Source organism: Ekhidna sp., assembly GCF_039960695.1.
Classification (GTDB): Bacteria; Bacteroidota; Bacteroidia; order Cytophagales; family Cyclobacteriaceae; genus Ekhidna.
In genome coordinates, this window is the sequence record NZ_JBDVKP010000003.1 from 59,675 (window position 1) to 83,623 (window position 23,949).

At 40.3% G+C, this 23,949-nt stretch carries 25 protein-coding genes; 8 read left to right on the forward strand and 17 right to left on the reverse strand.

The annotated features are described in order from the left end of the window. Positions 1 to 37 precede the first annotated feature (37 nt). Positions 38 to 2,146, reverse strand: a complete 2,109-nt coding sequence (locus tag ABJG98_RS00340) for a helix-hairpin-helix domain-containing protein (protein ID WP_348277459.1) — start codon at positions 2,144 to 2,146, stop codon at positions 38 to 40. Beyond that, a complete protein-coding gene (locus tag ABJG98_RS00345) occupies positions 2,143 to 2,952 on the reverse strand; it encodes a hypothetical protein (RefSeq protein WP_348277460.1) in 810 nt (269 codons plus the stop codon). The genes ABJG98_RS00340 and ABJG98_RS00345 overlap by 4 nt, the downstream gene beginning before the upstream one ends. A gap of 55 nt (positions 2,953 to 3,007) precedes the next feature. Here ABJG98_RS00345 and ABJG98_RS00350 point away from each other — a divergent pair, with 55 nt between their 5' ends. Continuing rightward, the gene (locus ABJG98_RS00350) at positions 3,008 to 3,625 is read left to right on the forward strand and encodes a toxin-antitoxin system YwqK family antitoxin (protein WP_348277461.1); all 618 of its coding nucleotides are present in this window, start codon (positions 3,008 to 3,010) and stop codon (positions 3,623 to 3,625) included. Here the strand turns inward: ABJG98_RS00350 and ABJG98_RS00355 are convergent. Continuing rightward, positions 3,622 to 5,028 (reverse strand): BamA/TamA family outer membrane protein, encoded by a 1,407-nt coding sequence (locus ABJG98_RS00355; RefSeq protein WP_348277462.1) that lies wholly within the window; start codon positions 5,026 to 5,028, stop codon positions 3,622 to 3,624. The genes ABJG98_RS00350 and ABJG98_RS00355 overlap by 4 nt on opposite strands. Positions 5,029 to 5,127: 99 nt before the next feature. On the opposite strand from ABJG98_RS00355, the gene yidD reads away from it, so the two are divergent. After that, positions 5,128 to 5,346 (forward strand): membrane protein insertion efficiency factor YidD, encoded by a 219-nt coding sequence (gene yidD / locus ABJG98_RS00360; protein WP_348277463.1) that lies wholly within the window; start codon positions 5,128 to 5,130, stop codon positions 5,344 to 5,346. 3 nt (positions 5,347 to 5,349) lie between these two features. On the opposite strand, the gene ABJG98_RS00365 is transcribed toward yidD, so the two are convergent. The 6 genes from ABJG98_RS00365 to ABJG98_RS00390 are packed head-to-tail and all read right to left on the reverse strand — an operon-like array spanning position 5,350 to position 10,799. Continuing rightward, positions 5,350 to 6,168, reverse strand: coding sequence for a peptidylprolyl isomerase (locus ABJG98_RS00365; RefSeq protein WP_348277464.1), 819 nt, complete (start codon positions 6,166 to 6,168; stop codon positions 5,350 to 5,352). Positions 6,169 to 6,222: 54 nt separating this feature from the next. After that, positions 6,223 to 6,696 (reverse strand): VOC family protein, encoded by a 474-nt coding sequence (locus ABJG98_RS00370; RefSeq protein WP_348277465.1) that lies wholly within the window; start codon positions 6,694 to 6,696, stop codon positions 6,223 to 6,225. A 38-nt stretch (positions 6,697 to 6,734) separates the two neighbouring features. Then, a complete protein-coding gene (gene nadE / locus ABJG98_RS00375) occupies positions 6,735 to 8,561 on the reverse strand; it encodes an NAD(+) synthase (RefSeq protein WP_348277466.1) in 1,827 nt (608 codons plus the stop codon). Further along, positions 8,558 to 9,283, reverse strand: a complete 726-nt coding sequence (gene rnc / locus ABJG98_RS00380; RefSeq protein WP_348277467.1) for a ribonuclease III — start codon at positions 9,281 to 9,283, stop codon at positions 8,558 to 8,560. The genes nadE and rnc overlap by 4 nt, the downstream gene beginning before the upstream one ends. Then, positions 9,283 to 10,536, reverse strand: coding sequence for a beta-ketoacyl-ACP synthase II (fabF, locus tag ABJG98_RS00385; RefSeq protein ID WP_348277468.1), 1,254 nt, complete (start codon positions 10,534 to 10,536; stop codon positions 9,283 to 9,285). Before fabF ends, rnc begins: the two co-directional genes overlap by 1 nt. 26 nt (positions 10,537 to 10,562) lie before the next feature. After that, the gene (locus ABJG98_RS00390) at positions 10,563 to 10,799 is read right to left on the reverse strand and encodes an acyl carrier protein (protein WP_089358163.1); all 237 of its coding nucleotides are present in this window, start codon (positions 10,797 to 10,799) and stop codon (positions 10,563 to 10,565) included. 116 nt (positions 10,800 to 10,915) lie between these two features. On the opposite strand from ABJG98_RS00390, the gene ABJG98_RS00395 reads away from it, so the two are divergent. The 3 genes from ABJG98_RS00395 to ABJG98_RS00405 all read left to right on the forward strand — a co-directional run bounded on the left by ABJG98_RS00395 (position 10,916) and on the right by ABJG98_RS00405 (position 13,397). Next, complete coding sequence (locus ABJG98_RS00395; RefSeq protein WP_348277469.1) at positions 10,916 to 11,344, forward strand: IPExxxVDY family protein; 429 nt, start codon at positions 10,916 to 10,918, stop codon at positions 11,342 to 11,344. A gap of 14 nt (positions 11,345 to 11,358) precedes the next feature. Next, positions 11,359 to 12,789 carry a pyruvate kinase gene (gene pyk, locus ABJG98_RS00400; protein WP_348277470.1) on the forward strand — a complete coding sequence of 477 codons (1,431 nt, stop codon included), beginning with the start codon at positions 11,359 to 11,361 and terminating at the stop codon, positions 12,787 to 12,789. Positions 12,790 to 12,911: 122 nt separating this feature from the next. Then, a complete protein-coding gene (locus ABJG98_RS00405; RefSeq protein ID WP_348277471.1) occupies positions 12,912 to 13,397 on the forward strand; it encodes a hypothetical protein in 486 nt (161 codons plus the stop codon). A gap of 28 nt (positions 13,398 to 13,425) precedes the next feature. On the opposite strand, the gene ABJG98_RS00410 is transcribed toward ABJG98_RS00405, so the two are convergent. The 8 genes from ABJG98_RS00410 to ABJG98_RS00445 form a co-directional block, all read right to left on the reverse strand. After that, positions 13,426 to 13,890 carry a RidA family protein gene (locus ABJG98_RS00410; RefSeq protein WP_348277472.1) on the reverse strand — a complete coding sequence of 155 codons (465 nt, stop codon included), beginning with the start codon at positions 13,888 to 13,890 and terminating at the stop codon, positions 13,426 to 13,428. Then, entirely contained in the window at positions 13,890 to 14,045 is a 156-nt protein-coding gene (locus ABJG98_RS00415; RefSeq protein ID WP_348277473.1) for a zinc ribbon domain-containing protein, read from the reverse strand. Before ABJG98_RS00415 ends, ABJG98_RS00410 begins: the two co-directional genes overlap by 1 nt. Further along, positions 14,042 to 14,419 (reverse strand): DUF423 domain-containing protein, encoded by a 378-nt coding sequence (locus ABJG98_RS00420; RefSeq protein ID WP_348277474.1) that lies wholly within the window; start codon positions 14,417 to 14,419, stop codon positions 14,042 to 14,044. Before ABJG98_RS00420 ends, ABJG98_RS00415 begins: the two co-directional genes overlap by 4 nt. Beyond that, positions 14,420 to 15,034, reverse strand: coding sequence for a hypothetical protein (locus ABJG98_RS00425; protein ID WP_348277475.1), 615 nt, complete (start codon positions 15,032 to 15,034; stop codon positions 14,420 to 14,422). 108 nt (positions 15,035 to 15,142) lie between these two features. Next, positions 15,143 to 15,331: a hypothetical protein gene (locus ABJG98_RS00430; protein ID WP_348277476.1), complete on the reverse strand. Its 189-nt coding sequence runs from the start codon at positions 15,329 to 15,331 to the stop codon at positions 15,143 to 15,145. Positions 15,332 to 15,425: 94 nt separating this feature from the next. After that, a complete protein-coding gene (locus ABJG98_RS00435; RefSeq protein WP_348277477.1) occupies positions 15,426 to 18,299 on the reverse strand; it encodes a response regulator in 2,874 nt (957 codons plus the stop codon). 160 nt (positions 18,300 to 18,459) lie between these two features. Next, positions 18,460 to 19,140, reverse strand: coding sequence for a nitroreductase family protein (locus ABJG98_RS00440; RefSeq protein WP_348277478.1), 681 nt, complete (start codon positions 19,138 to 19,140; stop codon positions 18,460 to 18,462). Then, entirely contained in the window at positions 19,140 to 20,696 is a 1,557-nt protein-coding gene (locus ABJG98_RS00445) for a Zn-dependent hydrolase (protein ID WP_348277543.1), read from the reverse strand. The genes ABJG98_RS00440 and ABJG98_RS00445 overlap by 1 nt, the downstream gene beginning before the upstream one ends. A 199-nt stretch (positions 20,697 to 20,895) precedes the next feature. Here ABJG98_RS00445 and ABJG98_RS00450 point away from each other — a divergent pair, with 199 nt between their 5' ends. The 3 genes from ABJG98_RS00450 to ABJG98_RS00460 all read left to right on the forward strand — a co-directional run bounded on the left by ABJG98_RS00450 (position 20,896) and on the right by ABJG98_RS00460 (position 23,941). Beyond that, positions 20,896 to 22,518, forward strand: a complete 1,623-nt coding sequence (locus tag ABJG98_RS00450; protein WP_348277479.1) for a M28 family metallopeptidase — start codon at positions 20,896 to 20,898, stop codon at positions 22,516 to 22,518. 273 nt (positions 22,519 to 22,791) lie between these two features. Beyond that, positions 22,792 to 23,280, forward strand: coding sequence for a RidA family protein (locus ABJG98_RS00455; RefSeq protein WP_348277544.1), 489 nt, complete (start codon positions 22,792 to 22,794; stop codon positions 23,278 to 23,280). A gap of 43 nt (positions 23,281 to 23,323) precedes the next feature. Next, complete coding sequence (locus tag ABJG98_RS00460) at positions 23,324 to 23,941, forward strand: FISUMP domain-containing protein (protein ID WP_348277480.1); 618 nt, start codon at positions 23,324 to 23,326, stop codon at positions 23,939 to 23,941. The last annotated feature ends 8 nt before the right edge of the window (positions 23,942 to 23,949 follow it).

Genomic DNA, 23,949 nt, shown 5'->3' on the forward strand with positions numbered 1-23,949 from the left:
CCTAGCTCAGAACTTTGACAAAATGAATTGCGCTACCTCAGAACTTGAGTCTGAGCATTGCCTTTATCTCGGAAGCAGTATCTCCGAAGGATGTATCTAACGATGACCCGATTGCATTAGCTACTCCAAATGCACCAGGAAATGTAGTCTGCGCATATCGTATCCAAATAGAAACATTTTTGACGGGATCATATCGTACCATGGCATAGGTTCTGATGCCTGACCCATTGTAAGCAGGAATGGAGAACGCGTAGAGCACGTCACTTTCATAGACATACTGGGCATTATCAAAATCGTCCGTTTCGAAAAGTGCCATACGCGTATTGAACTTCAATTTCCAAACGTTAAAATTCACATCCTGAACGATAGCAAACCCCTTCGTGAATATATCATTCTCATCTTGAGTGCTGCTTTGTACTTTCGTTTTCAACTTCAGCCAGGGACGTAGCTCATAATCGATGTTGAAAATGTAATTGCGTTTGATTTGATCCGCAAGAATGTTCAGGTTTTCATCGCCTACTGTTATTTGTCTGTTTTGCTGACGAGCTTGAACATACATGGAAATCTGCCGAGTAGGGAAATGAGAATATCTAACCAACCATTCTTGACCAACAGAAGGGGCTTCCGTACGGAACTTTAACCATGGAAACTTAAATCGATCGTAATAAGCATTAAGTTTATGCCTTCTATTTGGTTTAACAGAGACACCCCAATAGGTGCCTTTTTCGTTGATATTTCGAGAATTTTCAGAGAACGCATTTCCATAGAATGAATGGAAATCTCGAGCATAGTTTCGCAGCACCATGGCCATATCTACAGTTCGTGAAAGGCTGGCTACAAACCCAGCGACAGCTCCAATTCCACCACTCTTTGATCGAGCTGCTTCTCCGAAAAATGTAAAATTTTGCCAGGTATAATGTCCATAGGCTGATGTGATATAATTGTGGTCACCTTTAAATTCAAATTGATTGTAGTTATTGGGTTTTCGTTGCAGTGGCTTGCTGTACTTACTATTGAGTCCGGAGACACCAAGGGTAAATCTTCGGTGAGGTGAATATTCAATAACTGCACCAATAGATTGTTCTTTTATTTGATCTTTCGTGGCTAGTTCTTGTGATGTCCGGTGGAAGCCCGTGTTTTGTATTGAGTTTACAAACTCTTCAAAATCAGAAAAAGTGGTGTCTGTTTGAATATTTCCATCTTGTTTAATGTTGGAGTAAAAGAGCGTTAACTCTAGATTTCCCTGCTTTCTTGTGATGCCTGCTCCACGAAAAAAACCTGCTTCAAGTACCGAGGTGTATGGGCGTAAACCTAAACTATTTCTTTTGGTGGTATTCACAGTTTCAGCACCCTTACCGGCATTAAAACCGGCGCCAAAAACGACTCCTTGTCCAATTTGCATCTGAAAATCACCTAACATGATTCTTTCAAACCCGAACTTATTTTCCAGCATTAGATGATACGAATAGAAGTCAAAACCCTTCTTGCCATCATCAAAGCTGAATCTCTCACCATTATCCTTTTCAAAAGTAAACCCAAGGCTAAAGTCATTGCGATGACTAGTTCTGAATCTGCCGTAAATTTTGTTTTGAGATCCTTGATATCGAGTAGGAGGTGTAGTGACGGTGTCTACTACAATATTGTCCTGATCGAGGATGAATGTTGTGTCTAAAGGTGTGGCTGCGGTGTAGCCAATTTGCTCTTCAAGGCGGCGCGAAAAGCGAAGCAAGAAGTAGTTGTTTTCTTCAGTAAGCATCCGTTTTAGCAATGGTCTTGTATCGATTAACGATTCTTTCATCGTGACAAAGGGAAGGAGTAATCGAATGGTTTCCAGGTCTATTTCCGGCACAGCCTGCAATTCGTTGATAGATAGAAAATCTCCAAAACGATCTCTGTAAATGAAGAAATTTGATAGTTGTGCCGGATTTAAAACATAGAGTGAAGCTAGCTCTTCAGGTTCTACGTTATTCAGGTTTAGCTTATTGCTATAATAGAGTAGAAGGGATTCGTAAATGTCTTCATAGGAAACATCTTCATCCTGAACCTGAAACAATCTTTCTGCAAAATCTTCCAGATTTATTTCTTCATTTTGTCCGAGTACAACAAGACGAGATGCAAGAAATAATATGGTTAGCCATTTCTTCATTTCTTGAATGAATACGCGACAGATATCTCATGTATGTTTCCTAGCTTGGAATCGTTGGAAAAGCCGTAATCAAACTTTAGATTTTTTGGATGAAACCCAACACCAAAGGCACCTATGAAAGGCTGAGTGCTAATGCCCGTTCTGACGAATACTTTTTCAACTATTCTATACTCGATACCAGCTTTAAATATTTCATCAAAATCGAGATCTTTTTCTACTTCGAGGTTAAGCATCAATTCATCGCTCGGACGATAAGAGAAACCTCCTTTCATGATCGTTGGAATCCGTTCGCCTGTTTCCGAATCATATTTTGCTTGATTGAGATTGAATATGTGTGCACCAAATCTTAGTTGTGAGGTGATTTCAGCAATACCACCAAATTGAATAGCAAGTGCTCTGCTTGTACCAACAGTAGCTATGTTGTATTGAAGTAAATCAAGGCCTAGCGAAAGACTTACCATTTGAATCTTGTTTCCAACAGCCAGATGAACACGCTGCTCGCTGTAGATGTCATCACCGAACTTGTAGAAACCAACACCTGCATTTCCAATATCTGTAGCGTATACAGCTCCCGCTCCCACCACTTGAAACTGACTTACACCATAGCGATTTTGATAAGATGCGAATGCAGCATGGTTTTCCAAACGTCCCAGTCCTCCAATGTTATTGAACAAACTAAACTCATCTCCAAGCGTCAATGAAGCACCAGCCATCCCGGCACTTCTACCACCTAGGTTAAAGGAACCTACCTGAGCATGAGAAGAAAAAGAGATTGCTACCAGCAGCAGCAGCAGGATACGTTTCATAGTTGCAAAGTATGCATTTGGCAACTTTAATTCAATAATCGTAAATTAACTAGTCATGAAAATTCTATCTGCCATCACTTTGGGATTGACTACATTTTGCTTAGATGCTCAACAAACAGATACTGTGAGATTTGAAAATGGAAGTATAAAGGCTTTTGGAGGGATGACTGATGCTGGGAAATTTGGAAAATGGACGTATTACTATCCAAATGGAGAGCTCAATAGCTTGCTCAACTACACCAAAGGTTTGTTGGATGGGCATCAGGAGTATTATTCATTTGACGGGAAACTCATTGGCCTGGAATATTATCAAAGTGGGCTCATGACGGATTCTGCTTCCTATTATTATCCTACAGGTCAAATTGAAAAACTAGGAGTCTATCAAAATGGATTGTATGAAGGAGAGTGGAAGTTCTATTATGAAAATGGAAACTTAAAGAGATCAGGTTTTTACAAAGAAGGACTTCCAAATGGACAGTGGTCTTTCTATTTCGAGAATGGGAATCTTAATCAGCAAGGCTTATTAAGTGATGGTTTGGAAAGTGGTTTGTGGAAATACTACAATGAAGATGGAAGCCAGCTTTATGAAGGCAACTGGAAAAATGGGGTGAAATCCGGGCAATGGTATTTCTTCAAAAAAGGAAAGAAAAAAGAGTGGAAAAAATTTGATTAAAAGAGGGATAGGAGATTTACAAAAAAGAATGTCTCATCCTGAGATGTCTGTGACAGCTCGAACCTAAAAGTCAAATCATTCACAACGACCAAGTCAACACCAGTTCCAAAGCTGTACAGGTATTGATCTGAAAGTAAATCACTACCATCATAATTTGGGTAGCCGACGGCATACCCTTGATCAAAATATATTTTACCGTAAATAGTAATAGGAAACGTTTGAAATTGTCTCACAGGCATGACTTTGCTGATGTCATATTTTCTACCCAAAAGTCTATGTTTAAACTCATTGCGTTGTAATATATAGGAGCTTGCTTCAATGATTCGCAGGTCATAGCCTCGGAGCACCTCTTTGAGGAAACCAACAGAGGAATAGTTGAAGTAACTTCTGTCTTTAGCTGGAAATGTACTTAGTCCGGAAATGTCCGCGACTAAATAGAAATTATCTGTAAACTCCCAATACTTGGTCAGGTTCAATCGAGCTCTCCAGAAATCCACATCATCATTATAAACACCTATCCCGTGCTTGAATAACCCGACCTGATACCATTCACCATTTGTAGGATAGTTTCTGTTATTACGTTTATCCCAAACATAAGTGTAGCCCAGCCAAAGGTGTTGTTGCTGTGTTTTGCTGTTGCCCAGATAGTTTGGGTTAATAGCGGCGATCGTATCTGCGACATCCAGCCGCACATGGCCAAGCGTCGTGAAATGAAAAGAATAAAAAGAGCTTCTATAGGAATGGCGGATGGTGGTTTTGTAGGCTCTTCTTAAGACATCATCCTCGGAAGAGGTGAAACGCCTGATGTTATCTCTGGTGATAACAGGCACATTCTTTGTCTCGAAATAGCTGCTACTGATGCGTAATCCATTCCGTTGCTTTTTGTCTATGTATGGAACACTGTAAATCACGTTGACCACAGTCTCAAACCCTGTTTGGAGCCACAGCCTGAGAATTTCACCTCTACCTCTGAAATTAAATTGCGTAAGTTTTATGCCATAGTTGACCCGACTTAGATCTCGATCTCTATTGACCCACCAATCGTTGAAGTTTCTATCTACCAATCTGAAAATGGGCAACGGGTAAAAGTACCAACGTTCATCTACCGTGATTTTGATATCAGTAGATCCGTTTGAAGTATTGATCAATTCCAAGAATACTTCATTAAACAGGTTTGTATTGTAGATTCGATTGCGATCCCACACGAACATACTGTCCAGCTGATAACGTTTGTAAGTGCGCCCTTTTTCGAAGCTGAGCTCGCGAGTAATCATTTGAGGTCTGGTCTTGTAGTTACCCTCAATGGTAATCTCCTTAATAGTAAGCACCTCAGTAGAGTCTTGCTGACAGTAGAGCAACTGATAGCAGCTGATGAAAACGAAAATTAGCAGGAATCTTTTCAATACAATCAATCAGAATTTTTACCACTATTCTTAGCGGCTAACGTGCAAACTGAATGATTTTTTGGTGCGCTTGCAAATTTGCTTGGTACTTTTGCTGCTGTGAACCGCATCCTTAAGAAAATCCTCATTTTCCCGATCTTGGTGTATCAGTACTCGATCTCGCCACTGTTTCCACAGTCTTGTAGATTCACTCCTACATGCTCGCAGTATGCGAAAGAGGCCATCCAGAAGTATGGGTGGAAAGGTTTTATAATGGGACTAAAAAGAATCAGCAGGTGTCATCCATGGGGGGGAAGCGGGTACGATCCGGTAGACTGATACTTACTCTTTTACAATTGTTGCATTTAAAATTCTCACATCCTCAAGCGGCCTATTTAGCGGATTGGTAGCCACAGCAGCTATAGAGTCGATTACAGCAAGTCCTGAAACTACCTCTCCAAAAACCGTATAGTTCTGATCCAGGTGCGGAGTTCCTCCAATGGTTTCATAAACTTCACGATGTTCTTTCGGAATTTGATACTTTTCATAGTCTTCATAGTCTTTTGCCAGTTCATAAAACCGACTGTTTATACGGTTGATTGTTCGCCAATCTTCATTTTCAAATGCAATTAACAAAGAGTCTAAGTCTGCTCTATACGCTGAGTCGTGAATGATATGATATTCAGCTAGCCAACCATTGATTCGAGTTTCTGCCTGGTTGAGCAAACTGTCGTTGAATACCTTGCCCTGCACAATGTAGAATTGGGTGCTACTGGAAACTCGACCCGGATGGCCACCGCGCGCGGCAGCAAGCACACCTTTCTTGTGAAAAAGTTTTGAAGTGATTTCAGCTGGCACATTGTATGGAAGATCGCCGTTTCCTAACGTGTCGCCAGGCTGAGCAGTTTTGCTATTAGTATCACCACCTTGTATCATGAAGTTTTCAATCACACGGTGAAAGAGTAGACTATCCAATACGCCATCATTTACAATCTTGATGAAATTGTCTCTATGTAGAGGTGTTTCATTGTAGAGCTGTAAGACGATCTCGCCTTTTGTTGTAATTAGCTTAATTTTTGTAAGCGGAGTAGTTTGGGTTTCTTTTTGATTTGGTGAACATGCAATTAGAAGTACAAGGAAAAGAATGGTTAGGTATTTCATGGTTTTGGACGTTTTCATGAGGAAGATAGGGATTTTAGAAAACTAAGTCTGATGTTATTTCTCGAAGATTTGGATCCTGTTTCCATCAGGATCTGTAATTATGATCATTTTCTTACCTGTTAATGGATCAGAAACGATATTTCCAGAGAAGCTAGCTTTTGATTTCTCCAGATGGTCTATCCATTTTTCAAAGTCGCTCACTTTAAATCCAATCTTGAAAAATCCATTCATTCGGGTCTTCTTTGTGAAGTTTGGAAGTACATCTTTCGGTTGAACTGCCCGATCAAGTTGAATCAGCTCTAACAAGATTCCATTTCTATTTAGATTCGATTGCCTGAAACCACGTTCTTCTGAGTCAACCCTGTTTTGAATTTCAAATCCCAGTACTGTTGAGTACCAATTAATAGAAGAGTCTATATCGGCAACAATGATTGCGGAGAAATAGGCATCCAAAGTAAGTTCTGGTTTTTCCTGAGCATAACCCAGATAGGAAGTACAAAGTATCGCAAGAGTGAATATCTTTTTCATGTTGAGTGAAGTCACCCTTCAATATATATCGTTTTCACTTAAAGCTCCTCCAGCTCTTCTCGATACCCACCACTCAAAATAGGGAATCGATACCATGAGCGAGGATCAATATTGAAGTCATCGTAGTGAAAGCTTGGCGCATAGCGCTCGCGCTTCCACTGATTTCTTGTCCAAAGTCGATAGAACTTTTTGATCCAATCTTTGAGCCTTTCAGAAGCATAATCCGCTTCTAACGATTTGAAAACTTGCGTTGGCGATTGACCGTTAAGGATTGCTTCTCTTTCAATTTTCACCAGGACTTCATATGGCATCAAGTCTTCCTCATCTGTCTGATGTTGATCTTCCGGTCTAAGTTCAGCCGTTGGGGTTAGACTGTTTACGTCTTTTAATCCCGAAAATTCTAACTCATTTTCTGCATACTTCAACCATTGAAGCACAAAGTGCTTATCTACACCGGCAATGGGAGAGATGCTCCCGCTCGTATCTCCATCCATCGTTGCGTAGCCTACATCTCCTTCGCTACGGTTCGAGGTGGCCAACAATAGTTTGCTTTCAAGATTGGCCAGCATCCATATGATAGGAGAGCGCGCACGCGCCTGGATATTTTGAAGGGTAATATCATCTTGCTTCCAGGTGAGTTTCCTTCCAATAGCATCTTCTATTGTGGAACGATATTCATTCACCTCACTATCAATGTTCCAATTGTAAAACGTAGCACCTAAACTAGCAGCAAGATTTTTTGCGGAATTGAATGTTGCTTCGGAGGAGTTTCCAGTAGCCTGATATGCTGTTGTAAGTAGTTGTTTCGTAATTTCTTTTGCGGTCTCACCGGCTAAATCAAAACCCAGTTTTCTTTCCAGTCCTTCTTTCCCTAGTTGTTTCAGTCCTGTACGTATAGCAAAGCTCACCAATGTGGCAATTGAGCTAGAGTCAGCGCCACCACTTAGCGATAAAACGAATCCTTTACTTCCACTTTTTCTGCAATAGTCAAATAACGCTAAAGATGCAGCGTGAGCAAATTCTTCATTTTGATTTTTATAATCTTCCTTGATATTAGCTACAGAAGTATTGGTGTCAAAGTCTACATCAACTGCAAGCAAACGATAATCGTGAAACCAAAGCCGATGGTTTCGGCCAATCAAGTTTCCTTTTTGAGCAATGAGCACGTCACCATCATAGATCATGCGGCCAGCTTCATTGCCTAGTAGATTGGCATATAAATAGACACAATCAAATTGTCTGGAGCTTTGGGTGACCAAATTTTCCCGAAATTGTGCTTTTTTGAATGCAAAATGCGAAGCGCTTGGATTGAGCACCAGGTCTACCTTTTTAGTGAGATGCCCACATGGCCGATCAGGTTGCCAGGCATCTTCGCAAATCTCAAAACCGATAGAAATATTTTGAATATCGCATGTGATATGCCCCAAAGGATACTCTTTGCCATCTATCTGAATACGTGTTACTTTCTCTGAAGGCCAGGGTGAAAACCATCGAGGTTCGTAGTGAACTCCATCGTTGGCAAGCTTTTGTTTGGCGTAAAGTCCAAGAATTAAACCATCCGAAAGGAGGCATGTAGTATTATAAATTCGGTCTTCAAATCGGACCGGTAGTCCTACAGTGACTGCTATTCCCTTTGAGTGAGGTATTATTTCCTTCAGTTTTTCGAGTGCTGTTTCAGGCAACCATTGACTCAGGAACAAATCTTCACAACCATACCCTGTGATGCACAACTCGGGTAGGCACAGAATATCTACACCTTCTTTTTTGGCATCCTCAATAGCGGAAACAATGTTGCGAAGGTTAATGGTCCAATCGATGGGTGTCTGATTGAGACATGCACCAGCTAGTTTCAGTTTGCGACTCATTGGCCTAAGTTAAGTTGCTCGTAGGTCTTTTGAGCGGCATCTTGCTCTGCTTTTTTCTTACTGAAGCCAAAGCCTTTAGACATGGCTTGATCATTAATGAAAACTTGTGCAGTAAATTTCCGATCTTCTTCATCAATAATCTCAAATCGTAAATCTTTGTTTTCTTTTTGAGACCACTCTAGCAAGCGACTCTTAAAATTTGTGATTTTAGAAATAAGCTCATCCAGATCATAATGTGGCTTTACAAGCTTTTTGATTACAAATTTTTTGCTGTATTCAAATCCATGATCTAGATATACGGCACCAATTAATGCCTCCATGCAGTCTCCATAGACGGAGCGATGTGCCCGTGAGTTTTGATTGTATTGAACGAGTTCTTTAAGTCCAATTTTTTGCCCCAGTCGATTCAGGGATTCACGATTCACAATCTTGGCCCTTATCTCTGTTAGAAATCCTTCTTCTTTGAATGGATACGTCATGTAGAGATATTCAGCTACAATCATTCCCAGAATGGCATCTCCGAGGTATTCCAGTCGCTCATAGGAGTTTTTTATTCCTTGCTCGTTTACTGAAGCTACGCTACTGTGGCGCATGGCTTGATTATATAAGGCAAGGTTGATAGGAGATCTACCAGTAATCAATCGAAAAGATTGTCGAAGTTTTTTTTCGGATTTAAGAGAATTAAGAAGTCGGCCCGATAATCTTTTCGGAAACGAAGACACTAGCCGTTGTATTTGCCGATGATGATTGAGGTGTTATGACCACCAAATCCAAATGTGTTGCTCATGGCAATATTCACTTCTCTTTCTTGCGCTTTATTAAAGGTAAGATTTAGATTCGGATCTATTTCCGGATCATCAGTGAAGTGATTAATCGTTGGAGGAACGATTCCTTTTTCTATTGCCATCAGGCAAGCGATAAATTCCACCGCCCCTGCGGCACCTAATAGGTGTCCGGTCATTGACTTGGTAGAACTGATGTTCATTTTTTCAGCATTACCTCCAAAAACACGCTGTGCAGCTTTGATTTCTCCTGCATCTCCAAGCGGAGTAGATGTTCCGTGCGTATTTAGATAATCAATTTTATCTGCTGTTAGCCGTGCATCCTCAAGTGCATTTTTCATTACGAGCTCTATGCCTGTTCCTTCAGGGTGTGGCTGTGTGATGTGATAGGCATCTGCAGACATGCCGCTTCCAAGTATTTCTCCGTAAATTCTTGCTCCTCTCGCTTTGGCATGTTCTAATTCTTCAAGCATGATTGCCCCGGCTCCCTCACCCAACACAAATCCATCTCTGTCTTTGTCATAAGGTCTGGATGCGGTTTCTGGAGAATCGTTTCTCTCCGAAAGAGCTTTCATTGCATTGAACCCTCCGATTCCAGCTTGAATTACACCCGCTTCAGATCCTCCAGTCAGGATTGCATTTGCCTTCCCAAGTTGGATGTATGAATATGCGTCTGTAATTGCGTTGTTTGAAGAAGCGCATGCAGAAACGGTGGCAAAATTTGGCCCCATGAATCCATATTTAATGGATAAAAGCCCCGGTGTAATATCCGGTATCATCTTAGGTACAAAGAATGGATTGAATCGTGGAGTCCCATCTCCGTTGGCAAAGTTTATCATTTCATCCTGAAATGTGCTAAATCCACCAATACCGGATCCCCAGATTACACCGATGCGAGTTTTATCAACCCTATCAAGATCCATTCCTGAGTCTTGAATAGCCTGCTCGCCAGTAACCATCCCATATTGGGTGTTGGGATCCATTTTCCGGGCTTCTTTACGATCCAGGAAGTCTGTAGCTTCAAAACCTTTGACTTCACAGGCAAATTTTGTACGGAATTTTTCGGTATCAAAACGAGTGATAAGAGCCGCGCCGCTTACTCCTTTGGCTAAAGAATCCCAAAATTCATCTTTAGTATTTCCCAAAGGGGTAAGGGCACCAATTCCGGTTACAACGACTCGTTTTAATTCCATAAGTTTAATAAGCTAAGTTGGTTGACTTACTTAACGTTTTCTTCAAGGTAAGAGATAGCATGACCGACAGTGGCTATGTTCTCAGCCTGGTCATCAGGGATAGAAATGTTGAATTCTTTTTCAAACTCCATGATCAACTCTACAGTGTCAAGAGAGTCAGCTCCTAGATCATTGGTGAAGCTTGCCTCTGGAGTTACCTCAGACTCTTCTACACCTAGTTTGTCAATTATGATTGACGTTACTTTTTGTGCTATTTCAGACATTTTTGTAATGTTTGGTTAAAAATGAGTTGCAAAGAAATATATTCTCAAACTAAAATCAAATTAGTCTTTGAACACATATCTCTTATTGCGAATTTAGGTCTTAGCTTGCACTTTCTATGAAGAAAAACAAATTAGATGGTGGTTATGCCATCGATTTTGAATTGTTTGGTCTTGTATGCAACAAAAAAGAATACAAGCTGGCCTGGTATCTAAACCAAGCGCTTAATATTACGCTGGTCAAACAAGATGATATTAAAATTGAATATGCCGACAATACGTCTATTTGGATTTCAAACTATGTTTATGAAACCGATTTTGTTTCGATTGAACTGCTTCAAAATAAGTTGGTAGGAAGTGGGAATATTAAAACCAAGCTATTGATGCCCGAACTGAAACAGTTTGACTTTCTCTTAAAACTCAAAGATCAGACTGATGAACTCTCTTCCGAAAACGTTAGCGCAATAATCAAGGATATTTCTATCATTGAGTACACAATGCGCCTTAAATTTGATTCCTTAAAATCGAAGGAAAATCTTCTCTATTAAACAATATTTACTCTATGCGTTCAATTTCTAAACGAACAAAAATAGTAGCTACAATAGGCCCAGCAAGTAATAATAAAGAGACTATTACTCAGTTGATTGAGGCAGGTGCTAATATCTTACGACTGAATTTTTCTCACGGATCGCACGAAGATCATAGAAAAGTCAAGGACTTTATTAGAACTATTGGTAAAGAGAAGGAATATCATGTAGGGATTCTCCAAGATTTGCAAGGGCCAAAAATCCGAATCGGCCTCATGAAAGATGATGGGGCGCAATTGGAAGATGGTCAAGAACTGGTGATTACAACTGAAGAGATCGAAGGCGACAATAAGCGCGTAAGTACTGTTTACAAACAGATTGTGAATGACGTTAAACCCGGTGATACTATTCTCATAGATGATGGAAATATTGAATTAGAGACTATTACAGTTGGAAAGAATGAAGTAGTAACTAAGGTTATTCATGGTGGCTTTTTGAAATCCCGAAAAGGAATAAATCTTCCTGATACAGTAGTTTCAGCACCTTCGCTTACACCTAAAGATTTGAAAGATCTGGAATTTGGGTTAGAACTGGATGTTGATTGGGTAGCGTTGAGTTTTGTGAGGAAGGCTGACGATATACGTCAGCTTAAAAACATAATAGCTAAGGCTGGCAAGGAAATAAAAGTAGTTGCAAAAATCGAAAAGCCTGAAGCGCTCAGGAATATCGATGAGATTATAGCGGAGACTGACGCAATTATGGTAGCTAGAGGAGACCTGGGTGTTGAGATTCCTATGCATGAAGTGCCTATATGGCAAAAGAAGATTGTAGAAAAATGTAATACGGCTGCAAAACCAGTCATCATTGCTACTCAAATGATGGAAAGCATGATTGAAAACCCAAGACCTACACGTGCCGAGACGAATGATGTAGCGAATGCAGTAATGGATGGAGCCGATGCTTTAATGTTGTCAGCTGAATCAGCTGCCGGTAAATTCCCGGTTGAAGCTGTTCAGAAGATGTCTGAAACGATCATGGCTGTAGAGACAGAGGCAAATTCCATGTATAATAAGTACTATGATAAGGAGTTTGAGTCAAGTACTCGGATGAATGATTTACTGATCCGTGCGGCCTGTCGATTGGCAGAAAATACGTCGGCTCGTGCTTTGGTTTGTATGACTAAGTCTGGCTATACTGGTTTTAGAACGGCCATGCATCGCTCAAAAGCTGAGATATACCTGTTCACTAATAATGAAAAACTCCTTCATCAAATGTGCCTCCTGTGGGGTGTGAAGACCTTTTACTACAATTCACATGAGAATATTGACAAAACTCTTGTTCAAATCGAGAAAAAATTGGTTGAGACAGGAAATCTCGCGAAGGGAGATATTTTTATTAATACGTCATCAATGCCTCAACATTGGCATGGCCACACAAATATGTTGAAGATTCAAGTAGTTGAGTAGGGAATCTTACTAAGTCGCACTTTGTATTGTGATACATAAGTAAAAGCACATAGGCGCAATCTTTCAGTTCTTGTATATCTTAGTTTTATATCTAAACTAAGTACCACCAAAACAAGCAAGATATGACCGATGAAGTTTCAAGATTTAATATTGAATCAATTGAAGATCACCTACTGGAATTTCAAACCGACGTTGAGGAGATTAATGAGGTTGTATCTGAATTTATGAGGTGTATCAAAGAGCAGGATAAGGATACATTTCTGCAATTGTTCTATCATGATAATACCCCATGGTTGGGCAAGTTTGATCGGGAAAGCGAAGAAATAGCCAAAGGAACCAACCCTGATGTTGTTAACCATTTTGGTGTTTTTGATATTTCAAGAGATACGTTTATCAATAGCATGGTGACACCTCCAAGAGCACTCCATTTTGAAGAGAGGTTAACAAATCTTAAAATTGATACCGATGGATTCGTCGCATCGGCTAGCTTCGATTATAGTTTACTGGTTAATGAAAGCCGTATCAAAGGAGGGCGTGAATTTTGGCAGCTAATTAAAACCACTCATGGCTGGCGTATTGTTTCTGTGATTCATTCTATAAAATTTTGAGTTTTTCTCAAGCTTATCGAAATACCACTTAATCATTTGCCTGGAGCGTAAAGGAGGATGTTAATCCAACGCTAAAATTTCTGGGAAGTTTTTCAACACCAAAGATTGCTCTGGAGTGAGTGCCCCGATTACCCAATACTTTCACAAATAAATCAGAAGCTCCATTCACAACTATTGGTGAGTCATCCCAATTTTCTCCGGATTGAAAATAGGCATCAATGTGATTGAGACCCGTAATGTTTTCAAAGCCAATTTTTTTATTAACCTGAGAGAGAACATTTAGAGCACATAACTCCATTGCTTTATAGCCATCTTCAGTCGATAATTCCTGACCCAGTCGTCCTTGAAAAAGATATTCATCATCTCGGATTGGAAATTGGATAGCGATATAAGCAATGTTTTCACGAATATTGACAGAAACATAACTACCGCCAGGGCTGGACGCTGTTGGTAAGGTAAGGCCTAGCTCTTTTAATTTATGGTGTGGATTCATTAAGTAAGCAGATAAAGTAGCATGACTATGATGAGTAAAATGGCAATCCATTTATAACCGGTACTTATCTCAGAAAATTCATATTGACAGATCGGACAGACTTTGCTCTTAACCGCTACTTCCATTGCACATGAAGGGCATTCTTTGGTTTTCATTCAAGTGACTTCAATGCGAACATCAAGAGAAATATCCAGCCCAAAATAAAGAGTAACCCTCCAACAGGCGTAATCGCTCCCAACCACTTCATTCCTGAGAAACACAGGATGTACAACGAACCTGAGAATATTAAAGTGCCAAATGTCAGGCTATAGCCAGCGTAACTCAGCCACTGACTTTCATACTTGATCATTAGCAATGCAATACCCAAGAGTGCCAAGGTGTGATAGAATTGATATTGAACAGCAGTTTGAAATGTATTTAGTGTTCCTTCAGCGGCAAGCTTGTCTTTGAAGGCGTGTGCGCCAAACGCTCCTAAGCCAACGGCTAGCATGCCAGAAATGGAGGAGATGATAAGAAAAAGTTTATGCATTTATTCTTTTATTCGAAAGTAATCAGGGATTTCGAAAATTGCTGGACCTGGAGCAACATCTAAATTCACTTCAGTGGCCACGGTGACAATATTCCGGTCTCCTAATTTAGCTCTTCGCTTCATCACCAGTCCTTTCCAAATCCACATTTCCTGAATGGCTTTTCCATTAAATGTCCAAACCTGACAGGACTTCCCTTTAAGTGTGGAATCTGCCTGTTGGGTTCCTCCCATTGAAAACAAGATGGCTTCTGATACCTGACTCGGATTTTTATATGATGCTTGTTGGCTCCACTTCAGGTCTCTTTTCATGAGGTAGGTGGAGTCGTCAGGATTGAGTCGATACACCAAATCCCCATCTGTAATTTCGTAGACGGTTTGCGTGCTCGTAATGCCGTAGAGCTCAAAGGTCATCACTTGCTTTCGCAAGCTGGTCCATCCGTAATTGTCGAAGGTCATCATTTCCTGACCTTCAGCATCTCCGGAAATTTCATACTTGATCTCTGCGCTTTTGATTTCGTATTTCTTCAAATCTTGCGAACGAAGTTTATCTGCATTTTGCGCTTGTGAGAAGCCAAAAAATGGAACGACTGTCAATAGGATAGTTAATCTTTTCATATTGGGTTGAGGCGTGGTTTATGTCAAAGATAAAAAACCCTGACGTCCCAAGTGAATTGGGGGCCAGGGTTGTCAACCAGCTATAGTCAAAGATCCCTAGTCAGGGGATTATCTTAATCTCGACAATTGACACTTATTCAATTCCGAGACAATCTTTATTAAGGTTCTTTCTGATGCATCCCGAAATCGTTCGAGTGCTAAGATTTCATTGGGTCTTCCGGACACTCTTGATTCGAATTCTTTATAGCTTCCGTATTGATAAGATTGGGCGGTGGTATTGTACCAAATTACTTGCATGGTGGTGGCGTTTAGTTGAATTTGACAACTCTAAGTTGAGTTGGTTTAATTTATAAATCCTGCCAACTCACTTTCAATTCCTGCCAATCTGGAATCAGCCCTCTAAAACCTCTTTAAATGAATGTTCGAAACGTTTTTCATATTGAGATGAAAATGAACTTACATTATTCATGCCGATTAATTGTGCGGCCTCAGTTGCTGTTCGTACTTTGTTATTCTTTAAGTGATTTTCTAAAAACTGCCATCTAACCTCCTTTATCAGTTCATAGGGCGTCAACCCTGAAATCTTCTTAATCATGCGATAAACTTTACGTTCACTAGCTGCCATTTCATCTGCTAAGTCCAACACCGATAAGTGAGGGTCATCTATTCGTTTTAGAATGAGATTTTCCAGTCGATGCATGATGTTCTTTTCAAATTCCTGAGCAGTTTCACCGTAGAGTTGGGAAAATACTTTATTGCTGTCCCATTCTCGTCCTAGAATGTTTTGAATTTTAATCAGCAGTTCATCTTTATCAAAAGGCTTACTAATGACGTCTTCGGCGCCTTTAGAAATCAGATCTAATCTTTCTTTTTTGTCGGTTCGCGCACTTACAACTATGACGGGAATTTTCTTAAGTTCCTTGTCTTTTTTCAGTTGATCTACCAATTCGAATCCGTCCATATATGGCATCATGAGATCTGTTATGATTAAATCAATTTTTCCTGCCTGGAGTATGTCCAGAGCGCTAGTTCCATTGGCAGCAAGATATACTCGGAAGTCTGTGGCTAAGATGCTCTTAAGGTAAGATCTAAGTTCTTTGTGGTCTTCAACAATCAATACAGACTTAGCTTCTTTGTCCTCATTTTTGATTCCAGGGACTTGAAGCCTTTCTTTTTCTTCCTGTAGATCCATCCACAAAGAATTTCTGGTGACTACATCGAGAGATCTTTCCGGGATAATGGCCTTAGAAATCCAATCACTTTTCCTGAAAGGGAATCCGAGGGTAAATATGGTGCCTTCATTTCCACTGGATGCTTTTATATTTCCACCATGTAATTCTACAAGCTCTTTCACCAAGGCAAGCCCAATACCAACACCAGCTTGGGAGTTGGTAGCTTCAGATGATTGGTAATATCGATCGAAAATTAACTCAAGACTGTCGCTTGGAATACCTGTGCCAGAGTCGGATATGACTATCTCCAAATCTTTTTTAGTTGTGTTTAACTGAACATCTACCAAGCCATTTTCGGGTGTGAACTTGATTGCATTGGATAGTAGATTGTAAATGATTTTCTCAAACTGATGAGGATCTATTTGCAGTGTGGTCTCGTCTTCGGCATGAGTAGAAAACTTAAGCTCGATGGACTTAATATCAGCGGCGCTGCTAAACATTTTGGTAAGTAATCGTAGATACGGAACGATCTTGACGTATTGCAGTTCCAATGTCACTTTCCCCTCTTCAAGCCTGGTCAAATCCATGATCTCATCTGCGAGATAAAGCAGACGTTTTCCGTTTTTAAGACCCAAATCCAAAAGCTCTTTGGATTCATTATTCATGATTTCATAGTCCCTTTCGATGATTTTGTCCAGAGCTCCCAGTATCAAAGTGAGTGGCGAACGTAGGTCGTGTGAAATATTGGCAAAGAATCTTGTTTTAGCTTTATCCAACTCCTGAAGTTTGAGTGATTGTCCTTCGATTTTTTCAAGTAATTTTTTACGCTCGATTAGCTGTTTTCTAAGAATGAATGCAAAAGCAATTAAGGTAATTAGAATAGCCGCTATAGATAGGATAACGGTGTTTTGAAATCGTATTTGCTGCTGCTGCTTTTCGGCTTCTTCTTTTAGAATTTGATTTTCTTTTTCTTTTATGTCATTTTGAAATTTTGCTTCTGCTTCTTCTCCAGCGGTTAAAATAGCTTCCCTTGTAAGCTCTTCCCTGATCAACGAATATTCTCTGAATAATCTAGCTGCCGTTTCATGATTTTTGAGGCCGGATTCTGCTTCGGCTAAAAACCAGGTCGTTTCTGAGAGACGTTCAGGATTATCATACTTCTTGGCTATTGTCAAAGCCTCTTCGGCAAATGTTTTGGCTCTTGCCCAATTGTTTTGCTCTCCATAGATTTTAGAAAGTGTAATTGCTGGATAAGTTTGTGTAAGCCCTTGACTGTATTGCTTCTTGAGGTCGTAGGCTAGATGGCCATAATACAGTGCGCTATCATAGCGTTTGTCATCTTGAAAGCTCTCAGAAAGGTTCCCATATGTTTGAGCGAATTGCAATTCATGCCCTTCGAACTCATAGTTACCTATTGCCTTTTTAAGATAATATCTGGCTTTTTCACTCTGATCCAGTTTGGAATAAGCTATGCCCATATTGTTGAAAATCCCATTTGCACGCCGACTTTCTTCACCTACGATTTCAAGGGCTTGCTGAAAATAAGACAAGGCTTTTTCAGCATTTTCCATTTTCATATAAACCAAACCCAGATTGCTCATTGTACTCGCTGCCGAAGCTTCACGACCCAACGCTAACTTGAGTTTTATTGATTCGCCATAATAGAAAATGGCGGAATCATATTTACCTAAACTTTTATAGGCATTACCTAGATTGTTATAGTTAGAAGAAGCTCCCTGCTTATTGTTGGCTCCTTTATTTAGAGCTAATGATTTGTTTAAATCCCGAATGCCAAAATCTCCAAGGTTGTTTTGCATCATTATTATTCCATGAGTGGAATATGCAATAGATTCAAGATTTTCATCCTTCATTTGCTCAGCTACTTCAATAGCTAATTGTCCATACATTAAGGCAGTGTCACTATCTATGCGTCTATATGTCCATGCTAGCTCATCCAATACTCGAAATCGAAGAGAATCCTCAGTCAAGATCTCAAGATCATTTTTAAGACTATCCAGAAAAGTTCTTAGCTGAGCATTTGCATCAACTATTGATAGAAGAACTAGTAGTAATAAGGTTAGTTTTTTTGACATGGTGGTATCAATTGGAAACGACAATATAAAAAAAGCTCTCCTGAATAGATCAAGAGAGCTTATTCTACCCACGGTGCTATGCGTGATTAGGTGGATTTCGTAGTGAAGATAGATGTGCTCATTTTATCATTTCTGCCAACCTACTTCATTATCCTGCCAATCATTGGTAAAACACCGCAACTTCTTCTAGTGGCTTTCGGGCCAGGTCCGGAACGAACACCTCATCCTTCGGATACCCGATTGGTAAAAGCAAATATGGACGCTCATTATCAGGTCGATTCAAAATTTTGGTGAGGAAATTCATCGGGGAAGGTGTATGTGTCAAGGTCACCAATCCTGCCTTATGAATGGCAGAGATGATCATGCCACATGCGATCCCAACCGATTCATTGACATAATAATTGTTATTCTTTTCACCGTCGATCATTTCGAATACTCGTTTGAAGATCACTATGAGCCAAGGTGCTTCCTCCAGGAAAGGCTTATTCCAGTCTGTACCTATAGGTTCCAGGTCTTTGATCCATCGTTCACTCATACGACCATGATAGCTATCATACTCTTCTTTTTCTGCTGCTTCTCGAATCGCTTTTTTCATTTCTGCATTAGAAATTGCACAAAAGGTCCATGGTTGCTTGTGAGCACCTGATGGCGCTGTAGACCCAGCCATTATCAAATTTTCTATAAGGTCTTTACTCACTGGCTTATCTGAGATGTCTCTTACTGTTCTTCGCGAGTCAAGCCATTCATAATATGCTTTTGCACGCTGCTTTGATTCTTCGGGAGTATATACGTCCCGTTCATATGATACGTGCGGATGACCGTTTATTTCTTTTTTTTCCATTATAGTCCTAATACTTCTACACCTTGCTCAAATACAATATCCACAGGAATGTTCTTTTCTGAAAGTCTGTCTAATTCAGATTGAAGAACATTTCCGATTTTACCTTTCTCTGCCACCAATTGGGCAACGCCATCATAGTCTCCATTTCCCTGTAGTGTGAGAATTTTTTCAGAGAGTGCGTCCATAGCCTCTTTCATCTTTTCAAAATCCACGCGATAGGTGCCTGTTTCCTCATCTTTAGCGAAAGCTCCATATTCATTGAAAAAGTTGAATCTAATCATATTTGCTTTTCCATGGGAGCTTGCTGCCCCGAAGCGAACAGATCTAAAGATTCCGGCCATAAATGTCACATAATAGTCATTTAAGTCTCCTTCAATTTCGCCTTTCTCATGAAGTTGAGTAATCATGTATAAGCCAAGAATGTCGGCTTTACCTTCCTCAAGTGCTGAGGAGTGTTCTTTCAAGGCATTTCGAACTGTCCCTTTTCCATTAATAGTATTCTTAATACCCAAACCATGGGCCACTTCATGAAACATGGTATTGCCGAAGAAAGCGTCAAACGTAATGTGCTTGCGCTGATCCGCATGGATTAGAACATCTGCAATTGGTATTAAAATGTTATCAAATTTGGCTTGCATGGCATTTTTTAGCTGCAATCTTCTAGATCCTTTTTCTAGCTGTACATCTTCATCATTCGGCAAGTTGATGGCAATAGTTTTGGATCCTGAATTACAATCACCTGCATAGTATACCACATCATATGCGTTTAGGTCGGCATCGGTCCCGGGAGTCTCTGCTTTATAGGCGTCAGCAACAGGTAGGCCTGCCTGAAGCTCAGGCAGGAAGGCGGCATATTTAGCTAATCTTTCACTCCAGCTTTTGTCTTTGACCAAAACGTAAGCCTCATGCGCGGCTTTATAGTTGTACAGCTTGTCTTCATAGTTTTCGATTGGTCCGACGACAAAATCAAGTCCGTTGGTCTTCATGTCCATCCAGGCCATATCACTGGGTTGATACTCATCATTTAGCAAGGCATCTGCTCTGAGCGTTAAGTAGTTTTTGAGACCTTCATCTTCTGCCAGCTCCGCACACTGGCGAAGTAGTTGTGAAGCTCTCTGTACATGTTCAGCAAACATCTCATAGTATGGAACTGTCATGAGCTTGCCAGATTCATCTCTTCTAATAAACGTATAAAGGCTGGTTTTCCCCTCCAAATCGGCAGCTTCAAATTCTTCCTTAGTCATATCAACAGGATAGTAGTTGGCGCCATCTGGTTTTGAACCTATGCCATCTAAAAACGGCTCATTGTTGGCCAATCTATCCCATGGGCCATAATTGATTTGTACATATCTTTTGGTTGCGGGATCGGTGAGGGAGGCAAGGAGCGAATCTTTTTTACCGTAGGCTTCATACCAAAAGAGATCGTCCATAATCTTAGAAGCTTCGATCATCAACGGGATCATCTGTTTTTCGCTTTCGCTCAGTTGATTGATATCAGTTGTCAATTGTACCTTTTTGTAGATGGCAACTTTTTTCTGCATTGGAGTAAGCTCCATAGCTTTTTCTTCTGTTTTCTCCGGAGCCCCGCATTGGCTTAAAATCAAACCAAGGAGGCCTATACTTAATATCTTTTTCATAATAGCAATAATTGAAAGGTTGGAACTTCCGAAGTTAAATAGAATCTTGGTTGTCCGTGTGATTCACCACTCACTTCTTTAATTTCAACTAAATTGGCAGCTTAGAAAATACCTAACTATGAAGAAAAATCTAGCCATGCTTTCAATCGGGGCAGTCTTGTTTGCCTGCCAAACAAACTCCGAATCCTCAAAACAGGAAATATCCGAAGAATCACTTAAGACGCACATTGAAGTGCTTGCGTCGGATGATTTTCAGGGAAGAAAACCATTTACTGAAGGTGAGATCAAAACGGTCAACTATCTGATAGATCAGTTTAAAGCTTATGGATTAGAGCCAGGCAATGGCAATTCATACACCCAAGATGTACCACTAGTTGAATTAACAGCTATTCCATCAGAATCCATGACGGTAGAAGGTAATGGAAAGAAAGTAGAGTTAAAGGTTCTGGATGAGTTTGTAGCTTATACCGAACAAGTAGTGGAGAAGGCATCTATTGATGCATCAGAGCTTGTATTTGCGGGCTATGGTGTGGTTGCTCCAGAGTACAATTGGAATGATTACGAAGGCATTGATGTAAAAGGAAAGACGGTAGTTGTACTAGTCAACGACCCAGGATTTGCGTCTGGAGATTCTACTTTTTTCAAAGGCGAAACCATGACTTATTATGGCAGGTGGACCTACAAATATGAAGAAGCTGCACGTCAGGGAGCTGCCGGCTGTTTGATCATTCATGAGACGGTACCGGCAGGTTATGACTGGTCAGTGGTCAGAAACTCATGGTCTGGAGCAAGCTTATATTTGGATCAAACTGGCGGCGCATACCAACCGGATATATTGGGTTGGATAACCAGAAATGCGGCAATCAAAATCTTTGAAGCTTCGGATGTCGATATGAAAAATTATGCCGTGAAATCAAGAAGTGAAGATTTCAATGCTGTAAGCTTAGGATTGAATGTATCAGTAGCTGTGACAAATAAAATTAAGCGTGATCAATCAAGAAATGTAGTTGCTATGATTACCGGATCAGAAAAACCCGATGAATATGTTATTTATTCAGCTCATTGGGATCATTTGGGAATAGGTCAGGAGATAGACGGAGATAGCATTTATAATGGCGCGCATGACAATGCATCCGGAACAGCTACAATGCTAGGCATTGCTGAAGCCATGTCTAAGATGGATCAGCCAAAAAGGTCTGTGGTTTTTCTTGCCGTAACGGCGGAAGAACAAGGTTTACTTGGATCTAAACATTATGCTCAAAATCCGATTTATCTTCCGGCTAATACGGTCGCCAACATCAATATGGATGGAATCACGGCCTGGGGTCCAATGAAAGATTTAACTGTGGTTGGTTATGGCCAATCTGAGCTAGAAGACATTGCAGAAGAGGTTGCAACGTCTCAAGGAAGGTATATTATTCCAGATCCAGAGCCAGGTAAAGGATATTTTTTTAGATCCGATCACTTTCAGTTTGCCAAAGTTGGTATCCCTGCTTTATATGCTTCGGGGACATACGAGCACATGACCAAAGGAATCAATTATGTGGATAGCTTAAATAAGGTTTATTCAAATACCCAATACCATCAACCAAAGGATGAATATAACCCAGACAGCTGGACATTCGGCGGAATGGCGTTGGATGGAATGTTGCTTATGGAAGTTGGATTGAAGGTGGCAAATTCTAATGAGTGGCCAAAATGGAAAGCTGGTTCCGAGTTTAAATCGATCCGCGAGCAATAAAATTAGGTATACAATAAGTTATCAAAGCAGTGTTATTATCAATAACACTGCTTTTTTCATGACCTACGCATTAATCTAGCGGAAGTATTCAACTAACTCTAATATGTTGGATTGATCTAGTTGCCTAATCCGAGCCGGGGTTCGCTGATGTCATGTAACTTTATTCCTTGAATAAAAAAACTTAATATCGTGCGAACCCTATTTTTTTTCCTCCCAATTATATTTTTAATTACTTCATGTGATCATACGCATGATCACAATCATGATGATCCTATGCAAGAGGCGCAAGAACTCTACGACTATGATGTAGAGACTAAAATTGTGGACATGGGCATCACCTTAGCAAAACCTTCTGCTCCAGCAGGTAATTATGTAAATGCTGTCCGAACAGGTAATCTGGTTTTTATGGCCGGAAAAGGTCCTAATCTACCAGAAGGTGGGTATGTAACGGGTAAGGTTGGCGAGAACCTTACGGTTGAAGAAGGGTATGAAGCAGCTAAACTTGTAGCATATGCTCAATTAGCTGCTTTAAAAGCTGAGATTGGAGATCTGAACAAAGTGGTCAGAATTGTGAAAGTCTTAGGAATGGTCAATTGTACGCCTGACTTTGGTAATCAACCTGAGGTGATCAATGGCTTTTCTGATACCATGGTAGAAGTTTTTGGTGATCGAGCAAAGCATGCACGAGCAGCTGTTGGAATGGCTTCACTACCACGAAATATTGCGGTGGAGATAGAGATGATAGTGGAAGTTGAAGATTAGATTCATTGAATTGACTAAATTAAAATCTCAAATCATCACTGACATGAAAGCCAAATATCTAATAGCAGCTAGCCTGCTACTCCTTTGTACTGCTGGAATGGCGCAAAGTCGAGAAGAAAAAAATAAGCACTTCTCCCATAAGATGGGAACATTTACCGATACCCGAGATGGAAAAGTTTATAAAACCATCACATTTATTCGAGAGCATAACGGTGCTGAAATTATACGAACATGGTATGCAGAGAATAATGCCTTCAATGTACCCGGCTCCAAAGCTTACAACAGCACAGATGAATACGCCAATACGTACGGCCGCCTTTATAATTACGAGCAAGCCAATCTGGCATGCCCTGATGGATGGCATGTACCTACCATTCATGAATGGAAACACTTGTTTCACTTCTTTGGAGGATGGCACCATTCAGGTAAGTATCTGATCGAAGGTAAAGCCAGTGATATGGATATGCTTTTTGGTGGGTTTGGACAACCGGATGGGACATTTAAAGGAATTGGTGTACATGGAAACTGGTGGGATAATGAATTGAAAGATAGCAATTCTGCCGGTATCATCACGTTAAAGAATGGAGACGAAAATATCTATCATTCAAAAGTTGGTGATAGGCACTACCTAAGCTGCCGATGTGTGAAATTTCATAATTGATTTTTTAT